At 68.5% G+C, this 21,112-nt stretch carries 20 protein-coding genes and 2 pseudogenes; 9 read left to right on the top strand and 13 right to left on the bottom strand.

Going from position 1 to position 21,112, the window contains the following annotated elements:
* Window positions 1-8: 8 nt before the first annotated feature.
* From ABH933_RS37990 to ABH933_RS38005, 4 genes and pseudogenes are all read right to left on the bottom strand, one after another.
* Entirely contained in the window at window positions 9-2,126 is a 2,118-nt protein-coding gene (locus ABH933_RS37990; protein WP_429425052.1) for a LuxR C-terminal-related transcriptional regulator, read from the bottom strand.
* 178 nt (window positions 2,127-2,304) lie between these two features.
* Complete coding sequence (locus ABH933_RS37995; RefSeq protein WP_429425054.1) at window positions 2,305-2,616, bottom strand: hypothetical protein; 312 nt, start codon at window positions 2,614-2,616, stop codon at window positions 2,305-2,307.
* A 71-nt stretch (window positions 2,617-2,687) separates the two neighbouring features.
* Window positions 2,688-3,089, bottom strand: a pseudogene (locus tag ABH933_RS38000) (DUF4158 domain-containing protein); the annotation flags it as partial.
* Window positions 3,090-3,444: 355 nt separating this feature from the next.
* Window positions 3,445-3,939, bottom strand: coding sequence for a DUF6924 domain-containing protein (locus ABH933_RS38005; RefSeq protein WP_429425057.1), 495 nt, complete (start codon window positions 3,937-3,939; stop codon window positions 3,445-3,447).
* A 990-nt stretch (window positions 3,940-4,929) separates the two neighbouring features.
* On the opposite strand from ABH933_RS38005, the gene ABH933_RS38010 reads away from it, so the two are divergent.
* Window positions 4,930-6,159, top strand: coding sequence for an alpha/beta fold hydrolase (locus ABH933_RS38010; protein WP_429425059.1), 1,230 nt, complete (start codon window positions 4,930-4,932; stop codon window positions 6,157-6,159).
* A 335-nt stretch (window positions 6,160-6,494) separates the two neighbouring features.
* Here ABH933_RS38010 and ABH933_RS38015 read toward each other — a convergent pair whose 3' ends face one another.
* Both ABH933_RS38015 and ABH933_RS38020 read right to left on the bottom strand, forming a co-directional pair.
* Entirely contained in the window at window positions 6,495-7,127 is a 633-nt protein-coding gene (locus tag ABH933_RS38015; protein ID WP_429425061.1) for a Uma2 family endonuclease, read from the bottom strand.
* Between the two features lie 11 nt (window positions 7,128-7,138).
* A complete protein-coding gene (locus ABH933_RS38020; RefSeq protein WP_429425063.1) occupies window positions 7,139-8,038 on the bottom strand; it encodes a LysR family transcriptional regulator in 900 nt (299 codons plus the stop codon).
* A gap of 81 nt (window positions 8,039-8,119) precedes the next feature.
* On the opposite strand from ABH933_RS38020, the gene ABH933_RS38025 reads away from it, so the two are divergent.
* Window positions 8,120-9,151, top strand: coding sequence for a DMT family transporter (locus ABH933_RS38025; RefSeq protein ID WP_429425065.1), 1,032 nt, complete (start codon window positions 8,120-8,122; stop codon window positions 9,149-9,151).
* Window positions 9,152-9,157: 6 nt separating this feature from the next.
* Here the strand turns inward: ABH933_RS38025 and ABH933_RS38030 are convergent, their stop codons facing one another.
* Window positions 9,158-10,015, bottom strand: a complete 858-nt coding sequence (locus ABH933_RS38030) for a helix-turn-helix transcriptional regulator (protein ID WP_429425067.1) — start codon at window positions 10,013-10,015, stop codon at window positions 9,158-9,160.
* A gap of 147 nt (window positions 10,016-10,162) precedes the next feature.
* Here ABH933_RS38030 and katG point away from each other — a divergent pair.
* Window positions 10,163-11,887: pseudogene (gene katG, locus ABH933_RS38035) on the top strand (catalase/peroxidase HPI); the annotation flags it as partial.
* 127 nt (window positions 11,888-12,014) lie between these two features.
* Here the strand turns inward: katG and ABH933_RS38040 are convergent.
* Both ABH933_RS38040 and ABH933_RS38045 read right to left on the bottom strand, forming a co-directional pair.
* Window positions 12,015-12,476, bottom strand: coding sequence for a VOC family protein (locus ABH933_RS38040; protein ID WP_429425080.1), 462 nt, complete (start codon window positions 12,474-12,476; stop codon window positions 12,015-12,017).
* Window positions 12,473-13,036 carry a DinB family protein gene (locus ABH933_RS38045; RefSeq protein ID WP_429425249.1) on the bottom strand — a complete coding sequence of 188 codons (564 nt, stop codon included), beginning with the start codon at window positions 13,034-13,036 and terminating at the stop codon, window positions 12,473-12,475. Before ABH933_RS38045 ends, ABH933_RS38040 begins: the two co-directional genes overlap by 4 nt.
* 73 nt (window positions 13,037-13,109) lie before the next feature.
* Between ABH933_RS38045 and ABH933_RS38050 the strand changes: the two genes are divergently transcribed.
* From ABH933_RS38050 to ABH933_RS38060, 3 genes are all read left to right on the top strand, one after another.
* On the top strand, window positions 13,110-14,084 hold the full coding sequence (locus ABH933_RS38050; RefSeq protein ID WP_429425082.1) for a helix-turn-helix transcriptional regulator: 975 nt from the start codon (window positions 13,110-13,112) through the stop codon (window positions 14,082-14,084).
* A 41-nt stretch (window positions 14,085-14,125) separates the two neighbouring features.
* Window positions 14,126-14,512, top strand: coding sequence for a hypothetical protein (locus ABH933_RS38055; RefSeq protein ID WP_429425084.1), 387 nt, complete (start codon window positions 14,126-14,128; stop codon window positions 14,510-14,512).
* 98 nt (window positions 14,513-14,610) lie between these two features.
* Window positions 14,611-15,228: a Uma2 family endonuclease gene (locus ABH933_RS38060; protein ID WP_429425086.1), complete on the top strand. Its 618-nt coding sequence runs from the start codon at window positions 14,611-14,613 to the stop codon at window positions 15,226-15,228.
* A 49-nt stretch (window positions 15,229-15,277) separates the two neighbouring features.
* On the opposite strand, the gene ABH933_RS38065 is transcribed toward ABH933_RS38060, so the two are convergent.
* Window positions 15,278-15,802, bottom strand: a complete 525-nt coding sequence (locus ABH933_RS38065) for a hypothetical protein (RefSeq protein ID WP_429425088.1) — start codon at window positions 15,800-15,802, stop codon at window positions 15,278-15,280.
* A 48-nt stretch (window positions 15,803-15,850) separates the two neighbouring features.
* The gene (locus ABH933_RS38070) at window positions 15,851-16,402 is read right to left on the bottom strand and encodes a carboxymuconolactone decarboxylase family protein (protein WP_429425090.1); all 552 of its coding nucleotides are present in this window, start codon (window positions 16,400-16,402) and stop codon (window positions 15,851-15,853) included.
* A 114-nt stretch (window positions 16,403-16,516) separates the two neighbouring features.
* Between ABH933_RS38070 and ABH933_RS38075 the strand changes: the two genes are divergently transcribed.
* Window positions 16,517-16,819, top strand: a complete 303-nt coding sequence (locus ABH933_RS38075; protein ID WP_429425092.1) for a hypothetical protein — start codon at window positions 16,517-16,519, stop codon at window positions 16,817-16,819.
* A complete protein-coding gene (locus tag ABH933_RS38080) occupies window positions 16,812-17,147 on the top strand; it encodes a hypothetical protein (RefSeq protein ID WP_429425094.1) in 336 nt (111 codons plus the stop codon). Before ABH933_RS38075 ends, ABH933_RS38080 begins: the two co-directional genes overlap by 8 nt.
* A gap of 18 nt (window positions 17,148-17,165) precedes the next feature.
* Here ABH933_RS38080 and ABH933_RS38085 read toward each other — a convergent pair whose 3' ends face one another.
* Window positions 17,166-18,680, bottom strand: coding sequence for an FAD-dependent monooxygenase (locus tag ABH933_RS38085; protein ID WP_429425096.1), 1,515 nt, complete (start codon window positions 18,678-18,680; stop codon window positions 17,166-17,168).
* Between the two features lie 421 nt (window positions 18,681-19,101).
* On the opposite strand from ABH933_RS38085, the gene ABH933_RS38090 reads away from it, so the two are divergent.
* The gene (locus ABH933_RS38090; protein WP_429425098.1) at window positions 19,102-19,911 is read left to right on the top strand and encodes a tetratricopeptide repeat protein; all 810 of its coding nucleotides are present in this window, start codon (window positions 19,102-19,104) and stop codon (window positions 19,909-19,911) included.
* Window positions 19,912-19,996: 85 nt separating this feature from the next.
* Here ABH933_RS38090 and ABH933_RS38095 read toward each other — a convergent pair whose 3' ends face one another.
* Window positions 19,997-20,740: a M50 family metallopeptidase gene (locus ABH933_RS38095; protein ID WP_308166766.1), complete on the bottom strand. Its 744-nt coding sequence runs from the start codon at window positions 20,738-20,740 to the stop codon at window positions 19,997-19,999.
* Window positions 20,741-21,112 lie beyond the last annotated feature (372 nt).

The following is a 21,112-nucleotide window of genomic DNA, read 5'->3' on the forward strand; positions in this document are numbered from 1 at the left end:
GACTTGGCTCAGCGGTGGTCGAGGAGGCCGAGTCGGCCGGCCTCGGCCACCGCGGCGGCGCGGGAGGAGACGTCGAGCTTGCGGTAGATCGACTTCGCCTGGCTCTTGACGGTTTCCCGGCTGATGGTCAGCCCGTCGGCGATGTGCTGCAACGACAGGTGCGTTGCCAGGTACGGCAGTAGCCGCAGCTCGGCCGGGGTCAGGGACGGCCGCAGTCCGCGTGCCGCCCGGGTAGCAGACAGGTCGCGGGTCTGGTCGAGCCAGCGTCGCACGCCGGCCGCGTCCGGCTCGCGCCGATAGGCCTGTTGGGCTGCGTCCAGGTGGTGGTTGCACAGCTCGCTGTCGTCGACCTCGATGGCGGCCGCGGCCACCAGCACGTGTCCCAGCATGGCGGTGCGGGCGGACAGATCGCCGAGTCGCCCGAGGAGTCGCTCGGCCTGGTGCATGGCCGCCTTCGCCCCGGGTGCGTCGCCGTGCCGGGCACGGACCAGGCCGTCGACCGCGTAGACCACCACCATCGGGACGAGGTCGCACAGGTCCCTCGAGTCGGCAATCGCGCGGGCGGCGGTACTGTGCTGCACGGCTGTCGGCAGATCGCCCTCTTCCAGATCCAGTACGGCGAGATGCGCGAGTGCGGCGGCTTGGAAGCCGGGCAGGTCCTCGATCACCGGCAGAGCGGCCTCCAGTGTCGTCCGTGCCCGCTGATGCTCGCCCATCATGGACAGTGCGACACCCTTCATGGTGGTGGCCGCCCCCCACCACGGGTTGACCAGGTGATCGCCGGCTTCGCACACGGTGTCGGCGTGCCGAACGACCTCCAGCACGCCACCGACACCGACCATCGAACCGATCAAGGCCGCCGACACCTTGACCGACGGCGTCCCGTCGGAGAGCGGCTCGCCGCGGTCGGCGCGGCTCGCACTCAACAGCGAGCGCTGGATCAGGTCGGCGTCACCGGTGGTCACGCCCAGCCAGGCCCGTGCGATGGCGCTGTCGGGATAGTCGGTGAATGTCTGCTCGCGGATCAGGCTGAGTCGCCGGACCAGGATTCCGGCGCGACCGTCGAAGCCCAGTCGTACGGCGTCCCGGCCCACGAGCGCGGCCACCCGTGCTTGGTCGTCGGCGGCCAGTGCCTGCGCCAGCGCGCCGTCGATGTCGCCTGTGCTCGCGAGCCGATCTGCGGCCTTGGTCGCCAGCGTTCGAAATCTGTCGGGATCCCGGTCCCGCAGTCGCGCGCGCAACAGGTCGCCGAACAACTGGTGGTAGCGATACCAGATCCCTTGACTGTCGATGGAAATGAGAAACAGATTGCCTGACCTGGTGATTGCGTCGAGCATCGCTGCGGAATCGTCGCGCTGCAGCAGGGCGTTGAGATCCTGCGCGCAGAATCGATCCAGCATTGCCGATTCCATGAGGAACGTGGCGGACGCAGAATCGAGCCGACCGAGTACCTCCTCGACCAGGTAGTTGGCTACCAGCCGGTGACGACCGGTGAAGGCGTCCGCGGTTGCACCTTCCCGCAGTGCCAATGCCGCCATGATCACACCGGCGACCCAGCCTTCGCACTTGTCGAGCACTCGCGCGACGGTTGCCTCGTCGATGCTGCCGCCGACCGCCGCGAACGCGGCAACTCCTTCGGTGGCGGACAACTTCAGCTCTGGGATTCCGATCTCGACGACGAGCCCCTGCAGTCGGCGTCGCGCCAGGTCGATCGGCGGCGCATGCCGACCCAGCAGCGCGATGGTCGTCGACGCCGGGGCCGTGTCGACCACGGCCCGCAGTGTGTCGACGGCGATGCCCGTCGACAACTCGTGGACGTCGTCGAGCACCAGCACAATCGGCCCACAGACCTCGAGCGCCTGAACCAGAGCCGGCACCAGTTGGGTTTCGGTAGCACGGCCGGCACCTTGTAGATACCGGAGCACAGCCGGGTCGACGTGCTTGACCTGGCTTATCGCAGTTGCGAGGTGCAGGAGGAGATGTGCGGGATCGTTGTCGAGTTGATCGAGACGCACCCACGCGAACGGACGGTTGTCGGCGTCCTCCCACAGTGCCACTGCGGTGGTCTTCCCGTATCCCGCCGGCGCGCGCACCACGACCAGCCCGCCGAGGGCTGTTTCGAACATGCGGATCACCGCTGGGCGGGCAACGACCGTGCCTGAAATCTTGGGTCGCCCTACGGTGGCCGATGGGATGTGGGCCAACCAATCTCCCGCTACCACGTGGCAATAGTAGGCCTGTTCGGCCCAATCGGATTACGTCCAGCACCGGTTGGATCGCTGAGCATCCTGCTCTCTCGAATGCTCACTTGATGGGGTTCCTGTAGTAACGGCGCAGGTTCGCCGCCTTGCGATGCCGCGACTTGGCCATCAGCTCCAGCAGGCTGGCGCCAGCCTCGCCGAGGTGGGTGAGCCCGGAGTGCCGGAGCTCGTGCAGGTCCCATCCGGTCCCGGTACCGTCAACGGCGGTTGCGGCGTCGAGCAGGTCGCGGGCCTGGTCGTAGGACAGCCGGGCCAGCCCGGTGTCGGGGCACACGTCCCGGTCGGCGAGGTACTTGCCGGGCCCCGGTCGCCGGTGGGTGACGAACTCTGTGCGGGCGCAGGTTTCGTACAGCATCCGCCACAGCGCCTTCTCCCGCACATGCACGTCGCGGCGGGAGATCAGCCGGTCGATCGCGGTGCGGGACCGTGTTCCATCGCCCGTGCCGGCAGGAACTCGTCGAGTTCCTTCGGCTCGCTCGGCCCGGCCTGCCGCCAGCCCAGATAATGCGCGGCCAGGCGCAGATGCTCAGTGCGGGTCTGGGCGCGCTTGCCATACGAACGGATCAACGCCGCGTCCACACCCAGCTGATCCGCCAACCGGGCCACCGCCAGCGCACCGGCTACGTTGTCCGGCACGAACCCCAACCAGGGCAGCGTGCACACCGCCACCGCCAGCCCGAGACGCACCCCAGCACCACGGCCCTGTGGAGCGATGAACGCCAGATCCGCCGGGGCCAGCGTGAAGAACCGGAACAGCTCATCCCGGCTGATCTCGGGGAACTCCCGCAGACGCTCCAGTTCCCCATCCGCGAACAACCGCGTCGCCATGAACCCCAACCTCCGGCCAGCCGCCCAACTACATCAGAAGTCCAGCCAAGTACCAACCCCACTGCCCCGCAGCCCAACTCGGTCGCACCACGGCGGATCAGCAGCTACCCGAGCTTCGTTGCTTTCTGCGCCGTTACTGCAGGAACGCCGAGCAGACGGCGTTCGACTACCCAGGTGGCGTCCATGCCTGCCATCACAGACGTGGAAAACGCGCCGATGATCAGAGCCATCGAACAAGCCGCGAACCAGACTCAGCCTCTGTTCTCGCTAGGCGGCCACCGGGAGTCGTGCCGAAACCCGATGGCCGAGCGCTCGATTCGCGCAATGACAGGGTCGGCGGGCCGACAATCCGCGACTATTCGGTGACCTGGTCCTCGGCCAAGTCCTCGACGCGACCGTAGAGCATGTGTTCCCGGCGTACGCCGTCGTCGTCGATACCGTCGGCGAAGTCCTCCCAATCCATGTTGGCGATCGAGAGGTTGTTTTCGATCTCCTGGATCGTGTGCGGAAGGGCCCGGAACGATCGCCCGGCGGGCTGGCCCGGCCAGTCATGGCCCGGGGCCGGCTCCGAGCCTAGATCCACGACCAGAACCGGGTGTTCGGAGGATCGAATTGTGGTCTCATCGACGACCAGCAGCAACGCGTGCCCGCCGCCGTCCGGCAGGCGCTCCAGTAGATCAGCGACCGGCAAGCCGGCGAACGTCCGGTCGTCGACAAAGGTCACGTCGGCCGTGAACTCGTCCGGTGTCACCCAGCTGATCCCGGCCTGCACCTGCTCCCAGGCCGCGTCGTCGGAGAAGTCGGTACGGACCACCGGGACGGCCGACGTAGCCGGCAGAAATGTCGTCATGCCCTACACCCTCGCAGGGCCAGCTCACCAGCTCAACTCGCGTCCGGCCACTCGGGAACCCACTATTAGCTGCGCTGGTGAATCCCGACGGCGGTTGTCTGCGAATTCCGGCGTCGGGCGGTGCGGCCGAGAGCTGTTGGCATCGGCGAAATCTGACGTCGTCGGCGAGCATGTCCGGTCGCTTCGGTGTGTCCCCACGAACGCACCATAACGCCGAATACAGGATGGTCATCCGTAGTAATCCATTGCGGTACAGGGGTCCTCGTCCCGGGCCACCTCAGGGCTTCCGTCCTCCTCTGACCCACTCACCGACTATTCGATCGCCCGGATTGTCATCGGCCGCGCCGCGAAGGCCGGATGCCCGCCACTGCGCAGGAACAGCCTGCGCGCGGGCAGGGCCGCCTGGATGTTCGACGTCGGCGCGCCCGCCGACGTCGCTGCGCTAACCCGAGTTCAGCCAAGCCACGCTGCACGCAGGTACGACCAGTGGCCACCGCTCGACAGCGTCATCGACGATCACGGCCTGTGACGCAGGTGAGTTCTGGTCAGCCCTTCTCGCGAGCACTCGCTGTTGACGAATTCGGCTGTTAGACAGAGTATCTCCCCTGGAAGGTCAGAAAATTCGGTGACGTGGAAAACATCCGTTGCTGTCCGTACTGCCCTGAGCCTCAGGAGACGGAGCGACGTCCAGGGCTCTACTGCGGAGAATCACCCGGACCACGTCGCGTTGGACGAGGAGAGTCTGAATCTGCTGGCAGGCCCGGTCCGCGAGCACCAGCAACAGCACATGCGGGCGGCGATCACCATTATCGGGGCCGGGATACGTCGCGGGGCAAGGTTTTCTCGTCTTGTTACGGTTCACGTTTCGTCCAGGCACTATCCGGCTGTCGCTGATCACGACTGACCAGTCGCTGGCGGCGGCAGTGCTCGGTGTGCTCGCAGCACTGGTCTCGTGGTCACCCCGGCGCCCGTTCTGGTTGAATCGCCCGTATGGCAACCAGTGTGCGCATCCCCGGCCTGGTGCTCACCGAGCACGAGTTCTCCGTCCCCCTCGACCATTCCCGCCCTGACGGCCCGAAGATCACCGCCTTCGCTCGGGAGATCGCCGATCCGGACGGGCTCGACCGGCCGCTCCTCGTCTACCTCCAAGGCGGGCCCGGGCACGAGGCGCCGCGGCCGTCGCGCGGGGCGCCGAGCTGGCTGCCGCGGGCGTTGCAGGAGTACCGGGTGCTGATGCTCGACCAGCGCGGCACCGGACGGTCCACGCCGGTCGGCACGTTGTCTGGCACTCCGGCCGCGCAGGCCGAATACCTCACCCACTTCCGCGCCGACGCGATCGTCCGCGACGCGGAGTTCGTGCGGCGGCAGCTGGGCATCGAGAAGTGGAGCGTGCTCGGGCAGTCGTTCGGCGGGTTTTGCACGCTCGCATACCTTTCCCACGCTCCAGAAGGCCTGGCCGAGGCCTTCTTCACCGGCGGGCTGCCGCCGATCGCGCGGCATCCCGACGAGGTCTACACCGCGACGTTCGCCAACCTGATCGAGCGCAACCGCCAGTACTACCTCCGCTATCCGGGCGATCGGGGCCGGGTCGAGGCGCTGCTGCCGATGCTCGACGACGGGGCCGTCGTCCTGCCCGACGGCAGTCCGCTCACCGCTCGGCTGTTCCAGCAGCTCGGGTACGTCCTCGGTGCCAGCGGCGGCGAGGAGGCGCTGCATTACCTGCTCGAACGCGACCCGAAGTCCCCGGCCTTCGCGCACGACGTCGCCAACTCGCTGCCGTTCACCGCGCGCAATCCGCTGTACTCGGTGATCCACGAGTCGTCCTACTCCGACGGATTCGCCACCCGCTGGTCTGCCGAGCGCGTGCTGCCGGATGAGTTCCGCACCGACCGGACGTTGTTCACCGGAGAGCACGTGTTCCCCTGGCTCTTCGACGACTTCCACGGTCTCCGGCCGATGAAGGAGACCGCCGAGCTGCTCGCCGCACACGAGTGGCCGCGGCTGTATGACGCCGATGTGCTGCGCGAGTGCACGGTCCCGGCGGCGGCCGCGATCTACGCCAACGACATGTACGTCGAGCGGATGTTTTCCGAGGAGACCGCGCGGTTGATCCCGACGCTGCGGCCGTGGATCACCAACGAGTACGAGCACAACGGCCTGCGCGCGTCGGGCGATCACGTGCTCGGACGGTTGATCGACCTCGTCCGCGGCCGGGTCTGACGGGTCGTGAGGGGATCCGGCCCCCGATCTTCAGTGAATGGTGCTGAACGAAACCCTCAGGCGCGCAGAGATTCGCATCGAACTCGGCACCGTGATGATTCGTGTCCTGAGGGGACGTTGGCAGGCGTCCAGACTCACCGGGGGATTCGCCTCCGGAATTGCCAGATACTCTGCGACACCCTCCGGGTTTGCCAGATATCTTGCGACAAATTGGCTTCAATCCGTCGCAGTACACTTGGCAATCCGCAGGTCACTGTTGCCAACTGCAGTGCGACCGGACAGTCACGCGCGAGTGCGGTTAACGCCGATGCGCCGCGGACGGACCGAGTCCATTCTCAGTCGAGATCGGCATCGAGCTCCTGCCAGGTGACCGTGACATCGAGCGGGTCGGTGATCGCGACGGCGGTGATGCTGTCGTGGGATCGAAAACGACTCTCGGTAACGTACTTTCCCTCGCTGTTGAGCCGGAGCACCTCGATCGACTTGACGCGACCGTTGTTGTTCTCCATGCGCACGATCCAATATTGCTCGATCCCCAGACGCGCATATTCTGCGCGTTTGTCGACACAGTCCGCGGTGACAGTGCCCGGGGATACGACCTCGACGGCGAGCACCGTGTCGGCAGCCGTGGGCTTGGTCTTCCACTTGCCTCGCGGCTCTTCGATGCACCGGTAGACGATGACATCGGGAGTCCGGAAGTTGAATGGCACCTCGGATACCAGCATGTCCACCTCGCGGCTGGCCTTCAGGCAGGGTTCATGCGGTTGCCGCTTGCGGACCGCGCCGCGCATGGCTTGCTCGATCGCCGAGGTGATCGCGATGTGGTTTGTCGAGGGCGATTCGCAGACAACCGGGAACCCGTCTTTGACCTCGATCGTCCGCGATACCTCCACGGGCATCGCAAGATACGTGTCCATGTCGATCTCGGGTACGGTGCGCAGCCAGGTCCAGTCGTATGCCTCGCTCATAGGAGCCAACCCTACCTAGAGGCCGGGTGATTCACCGGAGCGGACGCCACCGCCTTCAGCAGTTCCGCGGCTCGGCGGACGGCTGGGTTGGTGGCGGCTGCGGCGCGGATCGCTAGTCCGACGTGGCGGGTTGGAGTGGGGTTGGTCAGTGGGAGGATGCGGACTCCGGCGGGTGGGTCTACTGCTGCGAGGCGCGGGATCACCGTGATTCCGATGCCGGTGGCCACCAGGGACAGGGCGGTGCGGTAGTCGGGGGTTTGGACCTGGAAATTCGGGGTGATGTCGGCTTGGGCGCAGGCGTCCAGGAGGATGCGGCGGCAGGGGCCGTCGCTGGGTTCGTTGTCGATCCAGGCGCGCTCCCCCAGCTCGGCCAGCGGTACCGCGGGGGCCGCGGCGAGGGGGTCGTCGCGTCGGAGTGCCACGACGTACGGGTCGGCGGCCAGGCGGCGGAGGTGGGCGCTGGGTGGTGGTGGTTCGGCGGGGTTCTCGATGTAGATCTCGATGTCGTGCTGACCGTCGGCGACTTCGATGAGGCGCAGGTCCAGGCGTAGGGCCGGGAATTCCGTGCGGAGGGTCTCGATGAGGGGTGGCAGCCAGGTGGCGCTGACGGAGGCGACGTATCCGATCGAGATGCTGCCGAGCCGCCCGGCCCGCAGGTCCTTGATGACGCCCTCGACGCGCCCCATCTCGTCGAGGAGGTTGGCGGACTCGGTGGCCAGTGCGCGGCCGGCGGCGGTGGGTTCGAGTCCGCGGCCTACCCGTTCGACCAGTTGCAGGCCGGTCTGTCGTTGCAGGGCCGCGAGCTGCTGGCTGGCCGCCGAGGAGGTGTAGCCGAGTGTCTCGGCGCTGGCCCGCAGGGATCCGGTCGCGACGACGGTGCGCAGCAGTCGCAGGTGTGCGAGGTCGAGCATGCGTCGATCATACAGAATTGCTTAAGGGTTATAGAGAATTATTCGCTTGTCCTGTTCGGTTCGGGCGGTGACGATGGTCGGGTGACGCACGAATCCCCCACCGCCCCAACGCCAGGTCCGAATCTCGCTTGCGGCCTGCCGGCCGACGCCGCGATCATCGCTGAGGTGAGTCCCTCCCGCCCTCGGCTGCTGCCCGCCGGTGTCGATTACCCCAGTGCCGCGGCCGCCGCCGTGTCGGTCGTGCTGTGGGCGTCGGCATTCGTTGCCATTCGTGATGCGGGGCCTCGGCTGTCCCCCGCGCCGATGGCGTTGCTGCGGTTGGTGGTGGCGGCGGTGGCGCTGACCGTGCCGATGCTGGCTCGCACGGGTCGTTTCAGTCACGTGCCGCGGGCGCCGAAGCCGTTACTACTGGTCGCGGCGTACGCGGTGTTGTGGCTGGCGGGATATACCGTGGCGCTCAATACTGCCGAGCGTCATATGGATGCCGGGACAGCGGCGTTGCTGGTGAATCTGGCGCCGCTGATGGTGGCGTTCGGGGCGGCGGCGCTGTTCGGGGAGAAGCTGACTCGTTGGCTGGTGATCGGCGCGCTGATTTCGCTGGCCGGTGTGGCGGTGATCGGTCTGGGGGGCGGTGGCGGTCACCGCGACTACCTGGGTCTGGGGTTGTGTCTGGCCGCGGCGGTGTTGTACGCGGCGGGAGTGCTGGTGCAGAAGCCCGCGCTGCGGCACGTGGATCCGCTGACGGCGATCTGGCTGGGCTGTGTGATCGGCACGGTGGTGCTACTCCCCTGGGCCCCGCAGTTGGTGCACGAGTTGGCCGTTGCGCCCGCGCGGACGGTGATCGATGGTGTGTATCTCGGATTGTTCCCCACCGCAGTGGGTTTCACGACGTGGTCGTTCGCGTTGAGGCGCACCGATGCGGGTCGGCTGACCGCAAGTACGTATGCGGTGCCGGCGGTGTCCACGCTGATGTCGTGGCTGCTGCTGGGTGAGGTCCCCTCGGCGTGGGCGTTCGTCGGGGGCGTGGCCTGCCTGGTCGGGGTCGGGATCTCGCGGCGCAAACCGCGTGCGCGGGTGGCGGTTTCGCAGTCGGAGGTTCGGGCCGCGGCGTAGTGCGTGTCAGTGTGTGGCGCTGGGTGGGGTCAGTTGCTGGCTGCCGATCACCGAGAGCAGGCGGAGTTTTTCGGCGCTTTCGGTGCCGGGGCCGGCGGTGAAGACGAGCAGGGTCTGCTGTTGGTCGGGGTCGTCGAGGAGTTGGCAGTACAGTTCGAGGTCGCCGACGACGGGGTGGCGGAAGTGTTTGGTGCGGGTGTGCCGGATGCCGACCTCGTGTGCGTCCCAGAGGCGGGTGAACTCCGGGCTGGTCTGCTGGAGTGCGCGGACGATGGCGCCGGCGCGTGAGTCCGGTCCGTCGACGGCGTATACCGAGCGCAGTCCGGAGACCAGGACTCTGCTGTGGATCGGTTGTTCGTGGTCGGCGTAGAGGGCGCGAGAGCTTTCGTCGGCGAACCAGCGGTAGATGCCGCTGCGTTGGAGGCCTTCGAAGTTGGTTTGTTCGCCGTCGAATGCGATGTGGACGGGGTTCTGGGCGAGGGTTTCGCCGAGCCGGTTCAGGACCAGGGCGGGGGTGTCCTCGCCGATGCGGTCCAGGATGCGCAGCAGGCCGGGGTTGACGTGGTCGAGGCGGGTGGCGCGGGGTGGGGTGCCGCGTTGGGCCAGGACGAACAGGTGGTCGCGTTCGTCGACGGTGAGTCGCAGGGCGCGGGCGATGGCGGCGAGGATTTCCTCGGAGGGTTGCGGTCCGCGTCCGCCCTCGAGTCGGCTGTAGTAGTCGGCGGACATCATCGCGAGGGTGGCGACCTCTTCGCGGCGCAGGCCGGGGGTGCGTCGGCGGCGGCCGCGTGGGAGGCCGACGTCTTCGGGTTGCAGTACTTCGCGTCGTTTACGCAGGAAGTCGGATAGTTCCTGGTAGTCCATGTCCCCCATTGTTCAGGATCGTGCGGCCGCAACCACTGCTCGGCGAGCAGTGGTTACGGTGGGCCTGGTTGTCGGTCGGGGGTTGTCGGAGTGTGGAGGTATCGAACCGACACAAGGAGTGATGAGATGAAGACGACGGGCAATACGATCTTTCTGGCGGGCGGTACCTCGGGCATCGGTTTGGGGTTGGTCGGCGGCGGGCGCGTGGACCAGTGGGAGCCCGAGGAGGACGTGTACTGGGGTCCCGAGCAGACCTGGCTCGGCGACGAGCGGTACAGCGGCCAGCGCGACCTCGAGAACCCCCTCGCGGCGGTGCAGATGGGTCTGATCTACGTCAACCCCGAGGGCCCCAACGGCAACCCGGATCCGATGAAGGCCGCGGTCGACATCCGTGAGACCTTCCGCCGGATGGCAATGAACGATGTCGAGACCGCTGCGCTGATCGTGGGCGGGCACACCTTCGGCAAGACCCACGGCAACGCCAATGCCGAGCTGGTCGGCCCCGAGCCCGAGGCCGCCCCGCTCGAGGAGCAGGGCCTGGGCTGGAAGAACCCCCAGGGCACCGGTGTCGGCAAGGACGCGATCACCTCGGGCCTCGAGGGCATCTGGACGACCACACCCACCAAGTGGGACAACACGTTCCTCGAGATCCTGTACGGCTACGAGTGGGAGCTCGGGAAGTCCCCCGCCGGCGCCTGGCAGTGGAAGCCCAAGGACGGCGCCGGCGCGGGCACCGTCGCGGACGCGCACGTCGCGGGCGTGACCCACGCGCCGACAATGCTGACCACGGACCTGTCGCTGCGCGAGGATCCGATCTACAAGGAGATCACCAGCCGCTGGCTGAACAACCCGCAGGAACTCGCGGACGAGTTCGCCAAGGCCTGGTACAAGCTCACCCACCGTGACATGGGCCCGAAGGTCCGGTACCTGGGCGCCGAGGTTCCGGCCGAGACGCTGCTGTGGCAGGACCCGATCCCGGCCGTGGACCACGCGCTGGTCGACGCCGCGGATGTGGCCGCGCTCAAGGCCAAGGTGCTCGAGTCGGGTCTGACCGTGGCGCAGCTGGTGTCGACCGCGTGGGCCGCGGCCTCGTCGTTCCGCGGCAGCGACAAGCGCGGCGGCGCGAACGGCGGCCGGATCCGGCTGCAGCCGCAGGCCGGCTGGGAGGTCAACGAGCCCGACGAGCTCGCGCAGGTGGTCCGGGTGCTCGAGGGCATCCGCGACGCGTTCAACGCCTCGGCGGCGGGCGGCAAGCAGATCTCCTTCGCCGACCTGGTGGTGCTCGCGGGTTCCGCGGCGGTCGAAAAGGCCGCCCAGGACGCGGGTTTCGCGGTCGAGGTGCCCTTCCACGCGGGCCGCGGCGATGCCATCCAGGAGCAGACCGACGTGGAGTCCTTCTCCGCGCTCGAGCCCGCCGCGGATGGCTTCCGCAACTACCAGGGCAAGGGCTCGCGCCTCCCGGCGGAGTACCAGCTGGTCGACCGGGCGAACCTGCTGACCCTGTCCGCGCCCGAGCTGACCGTGCTGGTCGGTGGCCTGCGGGTGCTGGGCGCGAACCACAAGCAGACCGCGCACGGCGTGTTCACCGCGAACCCGGGCACCCTGAGCACGGACTTCTTCGTGAACCTGCTCGACATGGGCACCCAGTGGGAGCCCGCGCCCGCCGATGACGGCACCTACCTGGGCAAGGACCGCGCCACCGGCGAGCTGAAGTGGACCGGCACCCGCGTGGATCTGGTGTTCGGCTCGAACTCCCAGCTGCGTGCCCTGGCCGAGGTCTACGCCGAGGACGACTCGAAGCAGAAGTTTGTCAAGGACTTCGTCGCCGCGTGGGTCAAGGTGATGGATCTGGACCGCTTCGACCTGGTCTGAGCGCTGCAGTAGAACGGTGCCCCCGAACCGCACGGGTTCGGGGGCACCGTCGTTTCGGCCGACCGGCACTGCAACCGAATTCGCCGCCGCTGCAACCGATTTCATGTCACCGGGCCGGGCGGAGTTGTCAGTCCAGGCAGAACTCGTTGCCCTCGGGGTCGGTCATCACGATGTGACCCGCGCTCATCGGCGGTTGGGGATCCTCGCGGCGGACCCGTGTGGCGCCGAGCGCGACCAGGCGGTCGCATTCGGCCTCGAGCGCGGCCATCCGTTCGGCGCCCCGCAGGCCCGGTGCCGCACGGACGTCGAGGTGGACGCGGTTCTTGGCGACCTTGTCCTCGGGAACCTGCTGGAAGAACACGCGCGGGCCCGCCCCGCCGGGATCCTCGATCGCCGAGCGGGTGTTGCGGGCCTCGGGCGGAACACCCAGACCCACCAGGAACTCGTCCCAGGCCGCCAGCGGGTCCGCGCCGGCGGGCAGGTTCACCCCGGGCGGGCCGGGGTGGACGTAGCCCAGCGCCTCGCGCCAGAAAATCGACAATGCGCGAGGGTCGTGGGCGTCGAAGGTGATCTGGATGTGGCGGGTCATCGGGCTGCCCCGTGGGTGTGCAGGTACAGATCGCGCAGCAGGGCGACCTCGGACAGGTGGTGGATCAGCTCGCGATGAATGTTCAGCACAAGACTCGCCATCGGTGCGTCGGCAAAGGCCGGCTCCGTCGCACCGAGCGGGACCGCCAGCCCCTCCCGGCCCAGGGCCCGTACCCCGCGCAGCCACAGCTCGAGCTGGGTGTCGAGCTGCTCGAGCGCCTGCGCCGCGGTACCCGCGTAGTTCCAGGTCTCGTACGACGCGGCGGGCGCGCCGAAATGCGTCGCGTTACGCATGGCCAGCACGCCGACGATGACGTGCCCCAGGCGCCAGGCGATCGTGGTGAAGGGCGCCGGATCCGGCTGCGGGAACGCGAAATCGATGGTGAACTCGCCGCTTCCGGCCTGAATGGGCGCACTCGAGGCGCCGCGCGGGCTCACAGTCCACGGTTGCGGTACCGGAGACCAGAAGTACTCCTCGTCGGTCAGCCCCGCCAGCCGGGCGCGCACCTGATCGTTCCAGTGGAGCTCCCACTGCTCGCGCAGCTCCCGGTTCCAGTCCAGTTCGGTATCCATGGCGCCACTCTCGCACGCCATGCGGACAGGATCGGTCCGCTATCTCTGGCACGCTGAACCCATGGACGCGGGCCGACGGGAACGGGACACCACCGAGCGGGTGCTGACCCTGCTGGGGCTGTTGCAGCAGCGTCCGATGTGGACCGGCCCCGAGCTCGCCGACCGGCTCGCGGTCACCACGCGCACGGTGCGGCGCGACGTCGAGCGGCTGCGCGCGCTGGGCTATCCGGTACACGCCTGCCAGGGCACCGGCGGCGGCTACCGGCTCGGCGCCGGACAGGAGCTGCCGCCCCTGCTGCTGGACGACCGGGAAGCGATCGCCACCGCGGTCGCGCTGCTGGTCGGCGCCGGGCGCGCGGTCCCCGACGACGCCGCGCTGCGCGCGCTGACCAAACTCGATCGCGTACTGCCACAACGACTTCGGCACGAGGTACGAGCACTGGCCGGATCGGTGGAATCCTTCGGCACCGACCGCGAACCGGTGGACCCCGAGGCACTGATGACCCTGGCCCGAGCCTGCCGCGACGAGGTCGAGACCGGATTCGACTACCCGTCGGCGGGCTCGCTCGGGCGGCGCCGGGTCGAGCCCTACCGCCTCGTGGCCTCCGACCGGCGCTGGTACCTGCTGGCCTTCGACCTCGACCGCGACGACTGGCGGACCTTCCGCGTCGACCGCATGACCCGGGTCGCCGCCCGCACCTGGCACTTCCGCGCCCGCCCCGCCCCCGACGCGGCCCAATACGTCCAGGAAGGCATCGCCAGCCGCGTCTACCCGCACCGGGCGCGATTCCTGGTGCACGCCCCGGCCGACACCGTGCGCACCCGGATACCCGCGGCCGCCGCGGTAGTCCTGCCACGCGCGCACGACCGATGCGAAATACGCAGCGGCGCAGACAATCTCGACTACGTGCTGATGCACGTGGCACTACTGGGCCACGAATTCGAGGTCCTGGACCCGCCCGAACTGGCCGCGCGCGCCCACATCCTGGCACAACGCCTGCTGGCGGCCGGTGGCGCTCCTACCCAGGAGAAGTAGTAGCGCATGCGCAGGCGTACACCGCGTGGAAAGCTCGGCGCATGTCCGAACGCGCGGCGACCTCGCCGAATCTCACCGACCGGGGCCGCATTCCGGCCGTACTGCGGGTGGTCACCGAACTGATCGCCTGGGTGACCCTGCCCTGGGGCCTGGCGTCCTACTCCCCGATCTGGTCGGTGGTGGCGCTGCTGGTCCTGATCGGGCTGCCCGCCCTGTTCGCCACCCCGGGCGACAAGAAGCAGGTGTCCCGCCCCGTGCCCGGATTCGTGACCATCGCGTTCATGATCCTGCAACTGGCAGGCGCGGTATGGGGTGCGTACCTGGTGCTGCCCCGCTGGGCTCTCGCGGCGGTGTGCGTCCTGGTGGTGATCACCACCGTCGCCGAGATCCCGCGCTGGCGGTGGCTGGCCACCGCCCGGTCCTCGTGACCGTCGCCCGCGCGGACCCGTCCGAGTCCGCCGCCGGCGCATGCGAACTGTCCCAGTGCCTCACGGCCACCGAGGGATCCGCCGACTAGGCTGACCACATGTCGTTGCCGTGGCGTGGTCGGTTCCAGGAAGCCCCCATCACCTGGGAGGAGTTTCTCCAGATCGACGAAGACACACGTCAGACCCTGGAGATCGTCGACGGTTATGTGATTCCGCGCGAGCAACGGGACTCCAAGCATCAGAAGGTGGGAACACGCCTGTCGAATGCACTGGAGGAAGCGGCGGTCGAGGAGATGCGCCGCAATGGGGACCAATATATCGAGACCAACACCGAGACCAGCGTTCTGCTCTGGGAAGTACCGGCGACCGCCCGCATCCCGGATGTCGTGGTCAACCGGTGCCTCGACGACTTCGAGCAGCTCACGGCCGATCAGGCCCTGATCGTGATCGAGGTGGTCTCTAGGTGGTCGCAGCGACGCGATCGCGTTCAGAAACTCGCGGACTACGCCGACGCGGGAATCCCGCACTACTGGATCGTGGAGTTCGACAAGATCGGAGCCGTGAGCATCGACCGTTACCTGCTCCAGTCGCGCGCTCGTGCCTACACCCATCTGGAAACGACGCACCGCGACGGCCATGGTCTGGCCGTAGACGTGCACGTTCCTTTTCGGATCGTCATCGCCTGGGAACAATTGGACATCGCTCCGCGAATGTAGCGCGGGGTCGTCCGATTCCGGGGAAACTCGATGTGGACCGTGCTGGCCGCTACCACATCAGGGTCGTGCCCCCCCCCGCGCGGACCTTGCCGAAGAAGCGGCGGCCGGTGTCGGCGCCGTCGTGGTTGTAGGCGTTCATGATTCGGGCCAGGGCCTCGGCGAGTGATTGCAGGGCGGGATCGACGGTGTCCGGTTCCCAGTCCGCCGGGATGTTCCCGATCGTGACCACGATGCTGCCCGCGGCGGCCTCGACGGTGTAGGTCAGGTCCGCGGGCGCCTGGCGCAGCGGGCTGTGCACGGCCAGCTCGTCCGGGGCGCCCGGGTCGAGCAGGATGCGCTCGAGGGCGATGTCCTGGCCGATCATCTCGGCGATCTGCTCGAGGCTCGCGTGCCGACCGGCCCGGCCGTGGCGGGCGCCGTAGCTGCGGCCGGGATGCTCGTGCCGCGCCCGGCCGCTCTTGTCCAGGATGCGCTCGAGCATGCGCTGGGCCGCGGCGCGCTCGCCCGGGCCGGTGGCGGGATGCTCGATCAGGGTGCGCAGGCGCATGATCCGCAATGATGCACCGACTGCCATTCCACGCCCCTTTCGCAAACCATTCCGCCCGACGCTACCAGCGCCGGCTCACTGCTCGGCCGATCGCTGCGGCAGCGCGCAGGTCATGCCCTCGGCCATCCCCGCCGGGCGCACGCCCAGAGCCTGATTGACCCGGGCGCGCTGATTCTCCCAGGCGATCGCGGCCGCCAGCTCGGCGAACTGGGCCTTGGACAGGGTGGCCAGCAGCTGGGTGCGCAGCTCCTCGAGGTCCAGCGACGCCGGGGTCACCGTCATCGCCTCGGTCAGGGCCAGCACCAGCCGCTCCTGCTCGGTATAGGCGTCGCTGGTCCGAAACCGCGGCAGATCGGTGAGCTGGCGCTCGTTCAGGCCGCTCGAATGCGCCAGCGCCGAACCGATATCGAGACAGAACTCGCACCCCACCAGGCTCGCGGCCTTCAGCTCGGCCAGCTCCTTGAGCCGGGGATCCAGGCGATTGCTCAGCAGCAGCGCGGTCTCGTAGAACCCCACCGCGGCCAGGACCCACGGCCTGCGCACCAGCCAACCGGCCAGATCGGTCCGGTTGCGCCGGGCCCGCGCGAACGCCCGAATGTAATGCCAGATCCGCGTGACTGCGCGCATAACTCTTGCTCCCCACTGAATTCGGCGATGCGGAAGTGCAAGATCACCCTACCGCGCAACGACTACATTCTGTCGTAGTTCCCGCATCGGTAGTCTCCGCGGTAGTCTGAGGAGGTGGGGATCGAGTGGTATTGGGCCCTTGCGCAGATGCTGGCGCGAACAGGAGTTGACGCGGACGACGTATTCGACTTGGTGGATGCATGGATGAAGGGAAAACGGTCGGTGTGGCTACGGACCGCCGTCGACCCGGCGACCGGGCTCACGTCCCTGGTGATCTGGGGCCGCGCCGAGGACGGTCTCCCGCTGTCCGTCTTCGCTCGACGCGTCGGCCACGACATCGAGGTATTCACCGCCGCCTATCTCACCGCCGATCAGGCCACGGACTTCGAGAAGTGGGAGGCGACCCGCAATGACTGATCCGTTCTTGAACATGAGCCCTGCCGAGGTGGCGGCGATGACCGAACGCCTCGAGTTCACCGATGAGCCGATCGAGCCACCGATCGAGACAGGCCCGACCGCCGAGCCGGTTCTCATCCCCCGGTCGGTCAAGCTGACCCGTGACCTCGATCAGGCGTGTAAACACCGCGCCGCCAATCTCGGCATGTCGCAGTCGGCCTATATCCGCTCGCTGATCGAACGCGACATCGCGACCGCCGGGACCACTGCGCAGAGACCGGCGTGGGTGCGCGAACTGCTCGCCGTGATCGCGCAGCACGAGAACGACGAGCAGCGCAAGGCATCCTGAGCGGCGCCTCGGCCCCGGTCACAAACCGCCGAACCACCGGGCCATGGCGTCCCCGAGACCGTCGATGCCCTCGTCCGCGGCCCACGCGACGATGCCGTCCGGGCGGACCAACATCGACGAAAGCGCGCGGGGCTCGGCGGATTTCGCGGTCACCACGCACACCCGGTCGGCCCACGGCTCAGCGATCGCGCGCAGGTCCGGTGAATCGGTCAGATCCAGCAGCAACCCGCGCCCGTCGTGTCCGTGCTCGCCCAGGCAGGTGCCGTCGGCCAGGACGATGTCCGGGGCTGACCCGCCCACCAGCCGGTGGCCCGGGCCCAGGTCGTAGCGGTGCAGCACGCCCGAGATCCGCTTGAACACCGTGGTCGCACCGTCGCGAGTGGCCAGCAGTTCCTCGGTGACCGCCCGCATGGCGCGGCTGTGCGCATCTAGGCGCATGATCGCCACCTGGGCGCGAGTCCATTCCAGCACCCACGCCCCGATCGGATGCCGTTCGGCGGTATAGGTATCGAGCAGCTCCGCGCCCGCGCGGCCCGCCACCACCGCCGCCAGCTTCCAGCCCAGATTCACCGCATCCCCGATCCCCAGATTCAGGCCCTGACCGCCGAACGGCGAATGCACGTGCGCGGCGTCCCCGGCCAGCAGCACCCGCCCCCGGCGATACTCGCGCGCTTGCCGGGTGTTGTCGGTGAACCGGGTCGCCGAATGCACCGCGGTGATCCGCACCGGCACACCCGACACCGCGCGCACCGCCCGCTGCAGTTCCGCGGCGGTGACCGGGGCGGCGCGGTCCGCGGGCGGGCCGTCGAGCTGCACGGTCAGGATCCGCCCGGGATTGGGACCGTGGGCGAAGACGCCGGTCTCGGTGCTGTGCCAGCCGCGCGGCAGGTCCTGCGCACCCGACATCTCCACCAGCGCCTGATGTCCGGTGATCAGGGGATCCACGCCCGGGAATTCGAATCCGGCCAGCTTGCGCACCGCGCTGCGGCCGCCGTCGCAGCCCACCAGCCAGCCCGCGCGAATCACGGTGTCCCCCAGCCAGATCGTCACGCAGTCCGCGTCGTCGGTGAACCCGGTCAGCTCCGCGCCGCGCCGGATCCGCACACCCAGCTCCGCGGCCCGCGCGGTCAGGATCTCCTCGATCCCCTGCTGTGGGATCAGCGTGGCCTCCTCGAGCGGGCCCAGCTCCGCGAACGCGGGATCGGTCAGGTCGATATCGGCCAGATCCAGCCAGATCCCGGCGAAATGCCCGCCCGGAACCGGACCCCGCTCGCGCGGGGACAGATGCGGGGGCACCGGCCCGGCCAACCCGGCCACCGCAGCCCGGTGCCGCTGCACCAGCTGCGGCAGCAGGCCACGACGGTAGAACGCCTGCGCGGTGGGCACATTGATCGCTCCAGCTTTGATGGTCGGGTCCGGCTCGGTCAGCCGCTCGACCACCAGCACCTCCACCCCGGCCAGCCTCAGCTCGCACGCCAGCATCAGCCCGACCGGCCCGGCGCCGACCACCACCACATCGAATGTCTCGGTCATGGATCCCAGGCTGCCCGGCCGCGATTGCATAGGCCTTGCACCCGGCTTGCGCGGCCGCGGTCCGGCGGCCCCTCTGCCGGCTATTGCGAGACCCCAACGGAATTCGTCCGGCAACCGGGGCATTCCGGGCGAGCAGCGCCCGCGACGGCACCCGGACCTCGGTCAGGCGAATACCGCATACATCGAGAACTGTTCGGCCCGAACTATTTTCACCGCGCACACGAAACGGTGCCGGGCATCACATCGGCCACCGATGTAAACGTGCTTTTAACGCAAAACACAGCCCCGCAACGGGATCCGAAGTTTGCTGGACACCGCGATCCAGCAAACTTGCCGGGGCTCACGGACTTTCGCGCACGCCCGAGGACTACGGTATCGGCACACCACCCCGCAGCAAGCTCCGGCGAAAGGCGGCGGCACGATGACCGGGCCGTACCCGTATGACGAGCAGGACACCACGCTGGCCGAGCGGTACGGCAGTGCGGACTCGATCGAATGGCACGGCCAGCGAGTACATCCCATGTACTGCGAACCACTCGGCGCCGACCCGGTCGTGCTGACCCTGACGCTGCAACGGTCCGCGCCGCCGGCCGGAGTCATCGGGCTCGGCATCGGCGTCTCGGTGCTCAGCGGCCACGTCGCCCTGAACGGGCGGCGCCTCCGCGGGGTCGACGTGTGGACCGACGCGATGACCGGCGGGGTCGACATCGAACTGCGCGGGGCCGGACCCGAGGCCGCATTCACCCTCACCCCGGTCTGGATGCCCGCCGACGGCCTGACCGTGTCCTGGATCGGAAACTACGGCGTCCTCATCGACCGCAACCCCGGCCCCGCACGGCCGACACTGCGGTGCAGCACGGGCATCGGCGCCCCCGATTTCACCGAACTCGTCGTCCGGATCGGCGTACGCACCCTCGAGGACGACCGATCCCGCTACCGCGGCGCGCTCTACGACCTCGGCGTGGCCATGCACGGCCGCGGCGACACTGATCAGGCCTGCGCGCTGTGGACCCAGGCCGCGGACTTCGGGCACCTGGGCGCCGCCTACGACCTCGGGGTGGTGCGCTTCCGGCGCGGCGAGCTGACCGAGGCCGAACACTGGTGGCGCGCCGCGGCCGACCACGGCGACATCCGCGCGATGGCCGGGCTGGCAGAAGTGCTGGACCGCACGGGGAATGCGAGCGAGGCCAGGCGATGGCGCGCAGTCGCGAGCGGCATGACGCCAACCTGAACGCACCCGGGCCGAATACGGACAGGCGCCGCATGCGCGGGGCCGACGTGGGGTGCGCGGCCCGACCCCTCGGAAGCCGAGCGACTCAGGGCGCCGCGAAGGTCCAGTGCCCCACCAGCAGTCCGCCACCGACCACCGTCGAGGCCAGCGACGCGCCCCCGAACACCAGCACCCACAGCAGCGCGGGCAGATGCGTCAGCCGCGAGAGCTGATCGGCATCCGACCCGTCCCCACGCACATGCACCCGCTGCAACTCGACCACCGCCCGCAACCCCCCGAACAGTAGGAACCACGCCACCGCATACCCGAACACGCCCTGCACCACCACATTTCCGTACCACGACACCGCGAACACCAGCCCACCCGCGACCACCACGGCCAGTAGCCCGAACAGATTCCGGATCAACAACAGCAGCACCACCAGCGCCGCCACGAACAACCACAGCATCAACGTCAGCCGCCCCACCCCCAGCAGCGCCGCACACCCCAGCCCCAGCAGCGACGGGGCCGGATACCCGGCCATCGTCGTCAAAATCATGCCCGGCCCATACGGTTTCCCGCGCGAGACGGTGACCCCCGAGGTATCCGAGTGCAACCGCACCCCCCGCAGGCTGCGCCCGGTCAGCACCGCCACCAGCGCGTGCCCGCCCTCGTGCGCGATCGTCACCCCCGTGCGCAGCACCCGCCACACCGGCGTATACAGCACCACCGCCAGCGCCGCCGCCGCGGTGGCCAGCACCACCCACAGCGGCGGATGCGCCGACACCAGCCCCAGCCGATCACCCACCGACGACAACGACCCGGCACCTGCGAACCACGACGAACTCACCGCCGTAGGGTATCCGCACCACCGCCCTCGCGCAGACCACACCATCGCCCCGGCCGCAGACGACACCCCACCCGGGAACCACACTCGAGAAGACGGGCATGTTCGCCGCACGTCTCGTGGTCCGGTGCTGCAGGCGGCGGTCGTGGTCGCAGGACTCCGCAGTGGTGAAAATGCAGAGTGTTCTCGCCGGGCGTGGGCTCACGGTCATCCGAATTCGAGCGCCAGTGAGGGTTCCGGCGGCAGATCCCCGTCGGCCCGCATTCGCCCACCGATCGAGCGTGATCGTGCTATCGCAGGAGCCGGTGAGCGACGCCGGGTATCAGTGCGCACACTCCTCGCCCTGATCGCAGGGTACGAGAACGACGGCATCGC

It is taken from the genome of Nocardia sp. GP40 (assembly GCF_050434125.1).
GTDB lineage: Bacteria > Actinomycetota > Actinomycetes > Mycobacteriales > Mycobacteriaceae > Nocardia > Nocardia albiluteola.

Bases quoted from the DNA above. Each gene is read 5' to 3' on its own strand.
- ABH933_RS37990 (WP_429425052.1), bottom strand. From the start codon at position 2,126: ATGTTCGAAACAGCCCTCGGCGGGCTGGTCGTGGTGCGCGCGCCGGCG.
- ABH933_RS37995 (WP_429425054.1), bottom strand. From the start codon at position 2,616: ATGCTGTACGAAACCTGCGCCCGCACAGAGTTCGTCACCCACCGGCGA.
- ABH933_RS38005 (WP_429425057.1), bottom strand. From the start codon at position 3,939: ATGACGACATTTCTGCCGGCTACGTCGGCCGTCCCGGTGGTCCGTACC.
- ABH933_RS38010 (WP_429425059.1), top strand. From the start codon at position 4,930: ATGGCAACCAGTGTGCGCATCCCCGGCCTGGTGCTCACCGAGCACGAG.
- ABH933_RS38015 (WP_429425061.1), bottom strand. From the start codon at position 7,127: ATGAGCGAGGCATACGACTGGACCTGGCTGCGCACCGTACCCGAGATC.
- ABH933_RS38020 (WP_429425063.1), bottom strand. From the start codon at position 8,038: ATGCTCGACCTCGCACACCTGCGACTGCTGCGCACCGTCGTCGCGACC.
- ABH933_RS38030 (WP_429425067.1), bottom strand. From the start codon at position 10,015: ATGGACTACCAGGAACTATCCGACTTCCTGCGTAAACGACGCGAAGTA.
- ABH933_RS38040 (WP_429425080.1), bottom strand. From the start codon at position 12,476: ATGACCCGCCACATCCAGATCACCTTCGACGCCCACGACCCTCGCGCA.
- ABH933_RS38050 (WP_429425082.1), top strand. From the start codon at position 13,110: ATGGACGCGGGCCGACGGGAACGGGACACCACCGAGCGGGTGCTGACC.
- ABH933_RS38055 (WP_429425084.1), top strand. From the start codon at position 14,126: ATGTCCGAACGCGCGGCGACCTCGCCGAATCTCACCGACCGGGGCCGC.
- ABH933_RS38060 (WP_429425086.1), top strand. From the start codon at position 14,611: ATGTCGTTGCCGTGGCGTGGTCGGTTCCAGGAAGCCCCCATCACCTGG.
- ABH933_RS38065 (WP_429425088.1), bottom strand. From the start codon at position 15,802: ATGGCAGTCGGTGCATCATTGCGGATCATGCGCCTGCGCACCCTGATC.
- ABH933_RS38070 (WP_429425090.1), bottom strand. From the start codon at position 16,402: ATGCGCGCAGTCACGCGGATCTGGCATTACATTCGGGCGTTCGCGCGG.
- ABH933_RS38080 (WP_429425094.1), top strand. From the start codon at position 16,812: ATGACTGATCCGTTCTTGAACATGAGCCCTGCCGAGGTGGCGGCGATG.
- ABH933_RS38085 (WP_429425096.1), bottom strand. From the start codon at position 18,680: ATGACCGAGACATTCGATGTGGTGGTGGTCGGCGCCGGGCCGGTCGGG.
- ABH933_RS38090 (WP_429425098.1), top strand. From the start codon at position 19,102: ATGACCGGGCCGTACCCGTATGACGAGCAGGACACCACGCTGGCCGAG.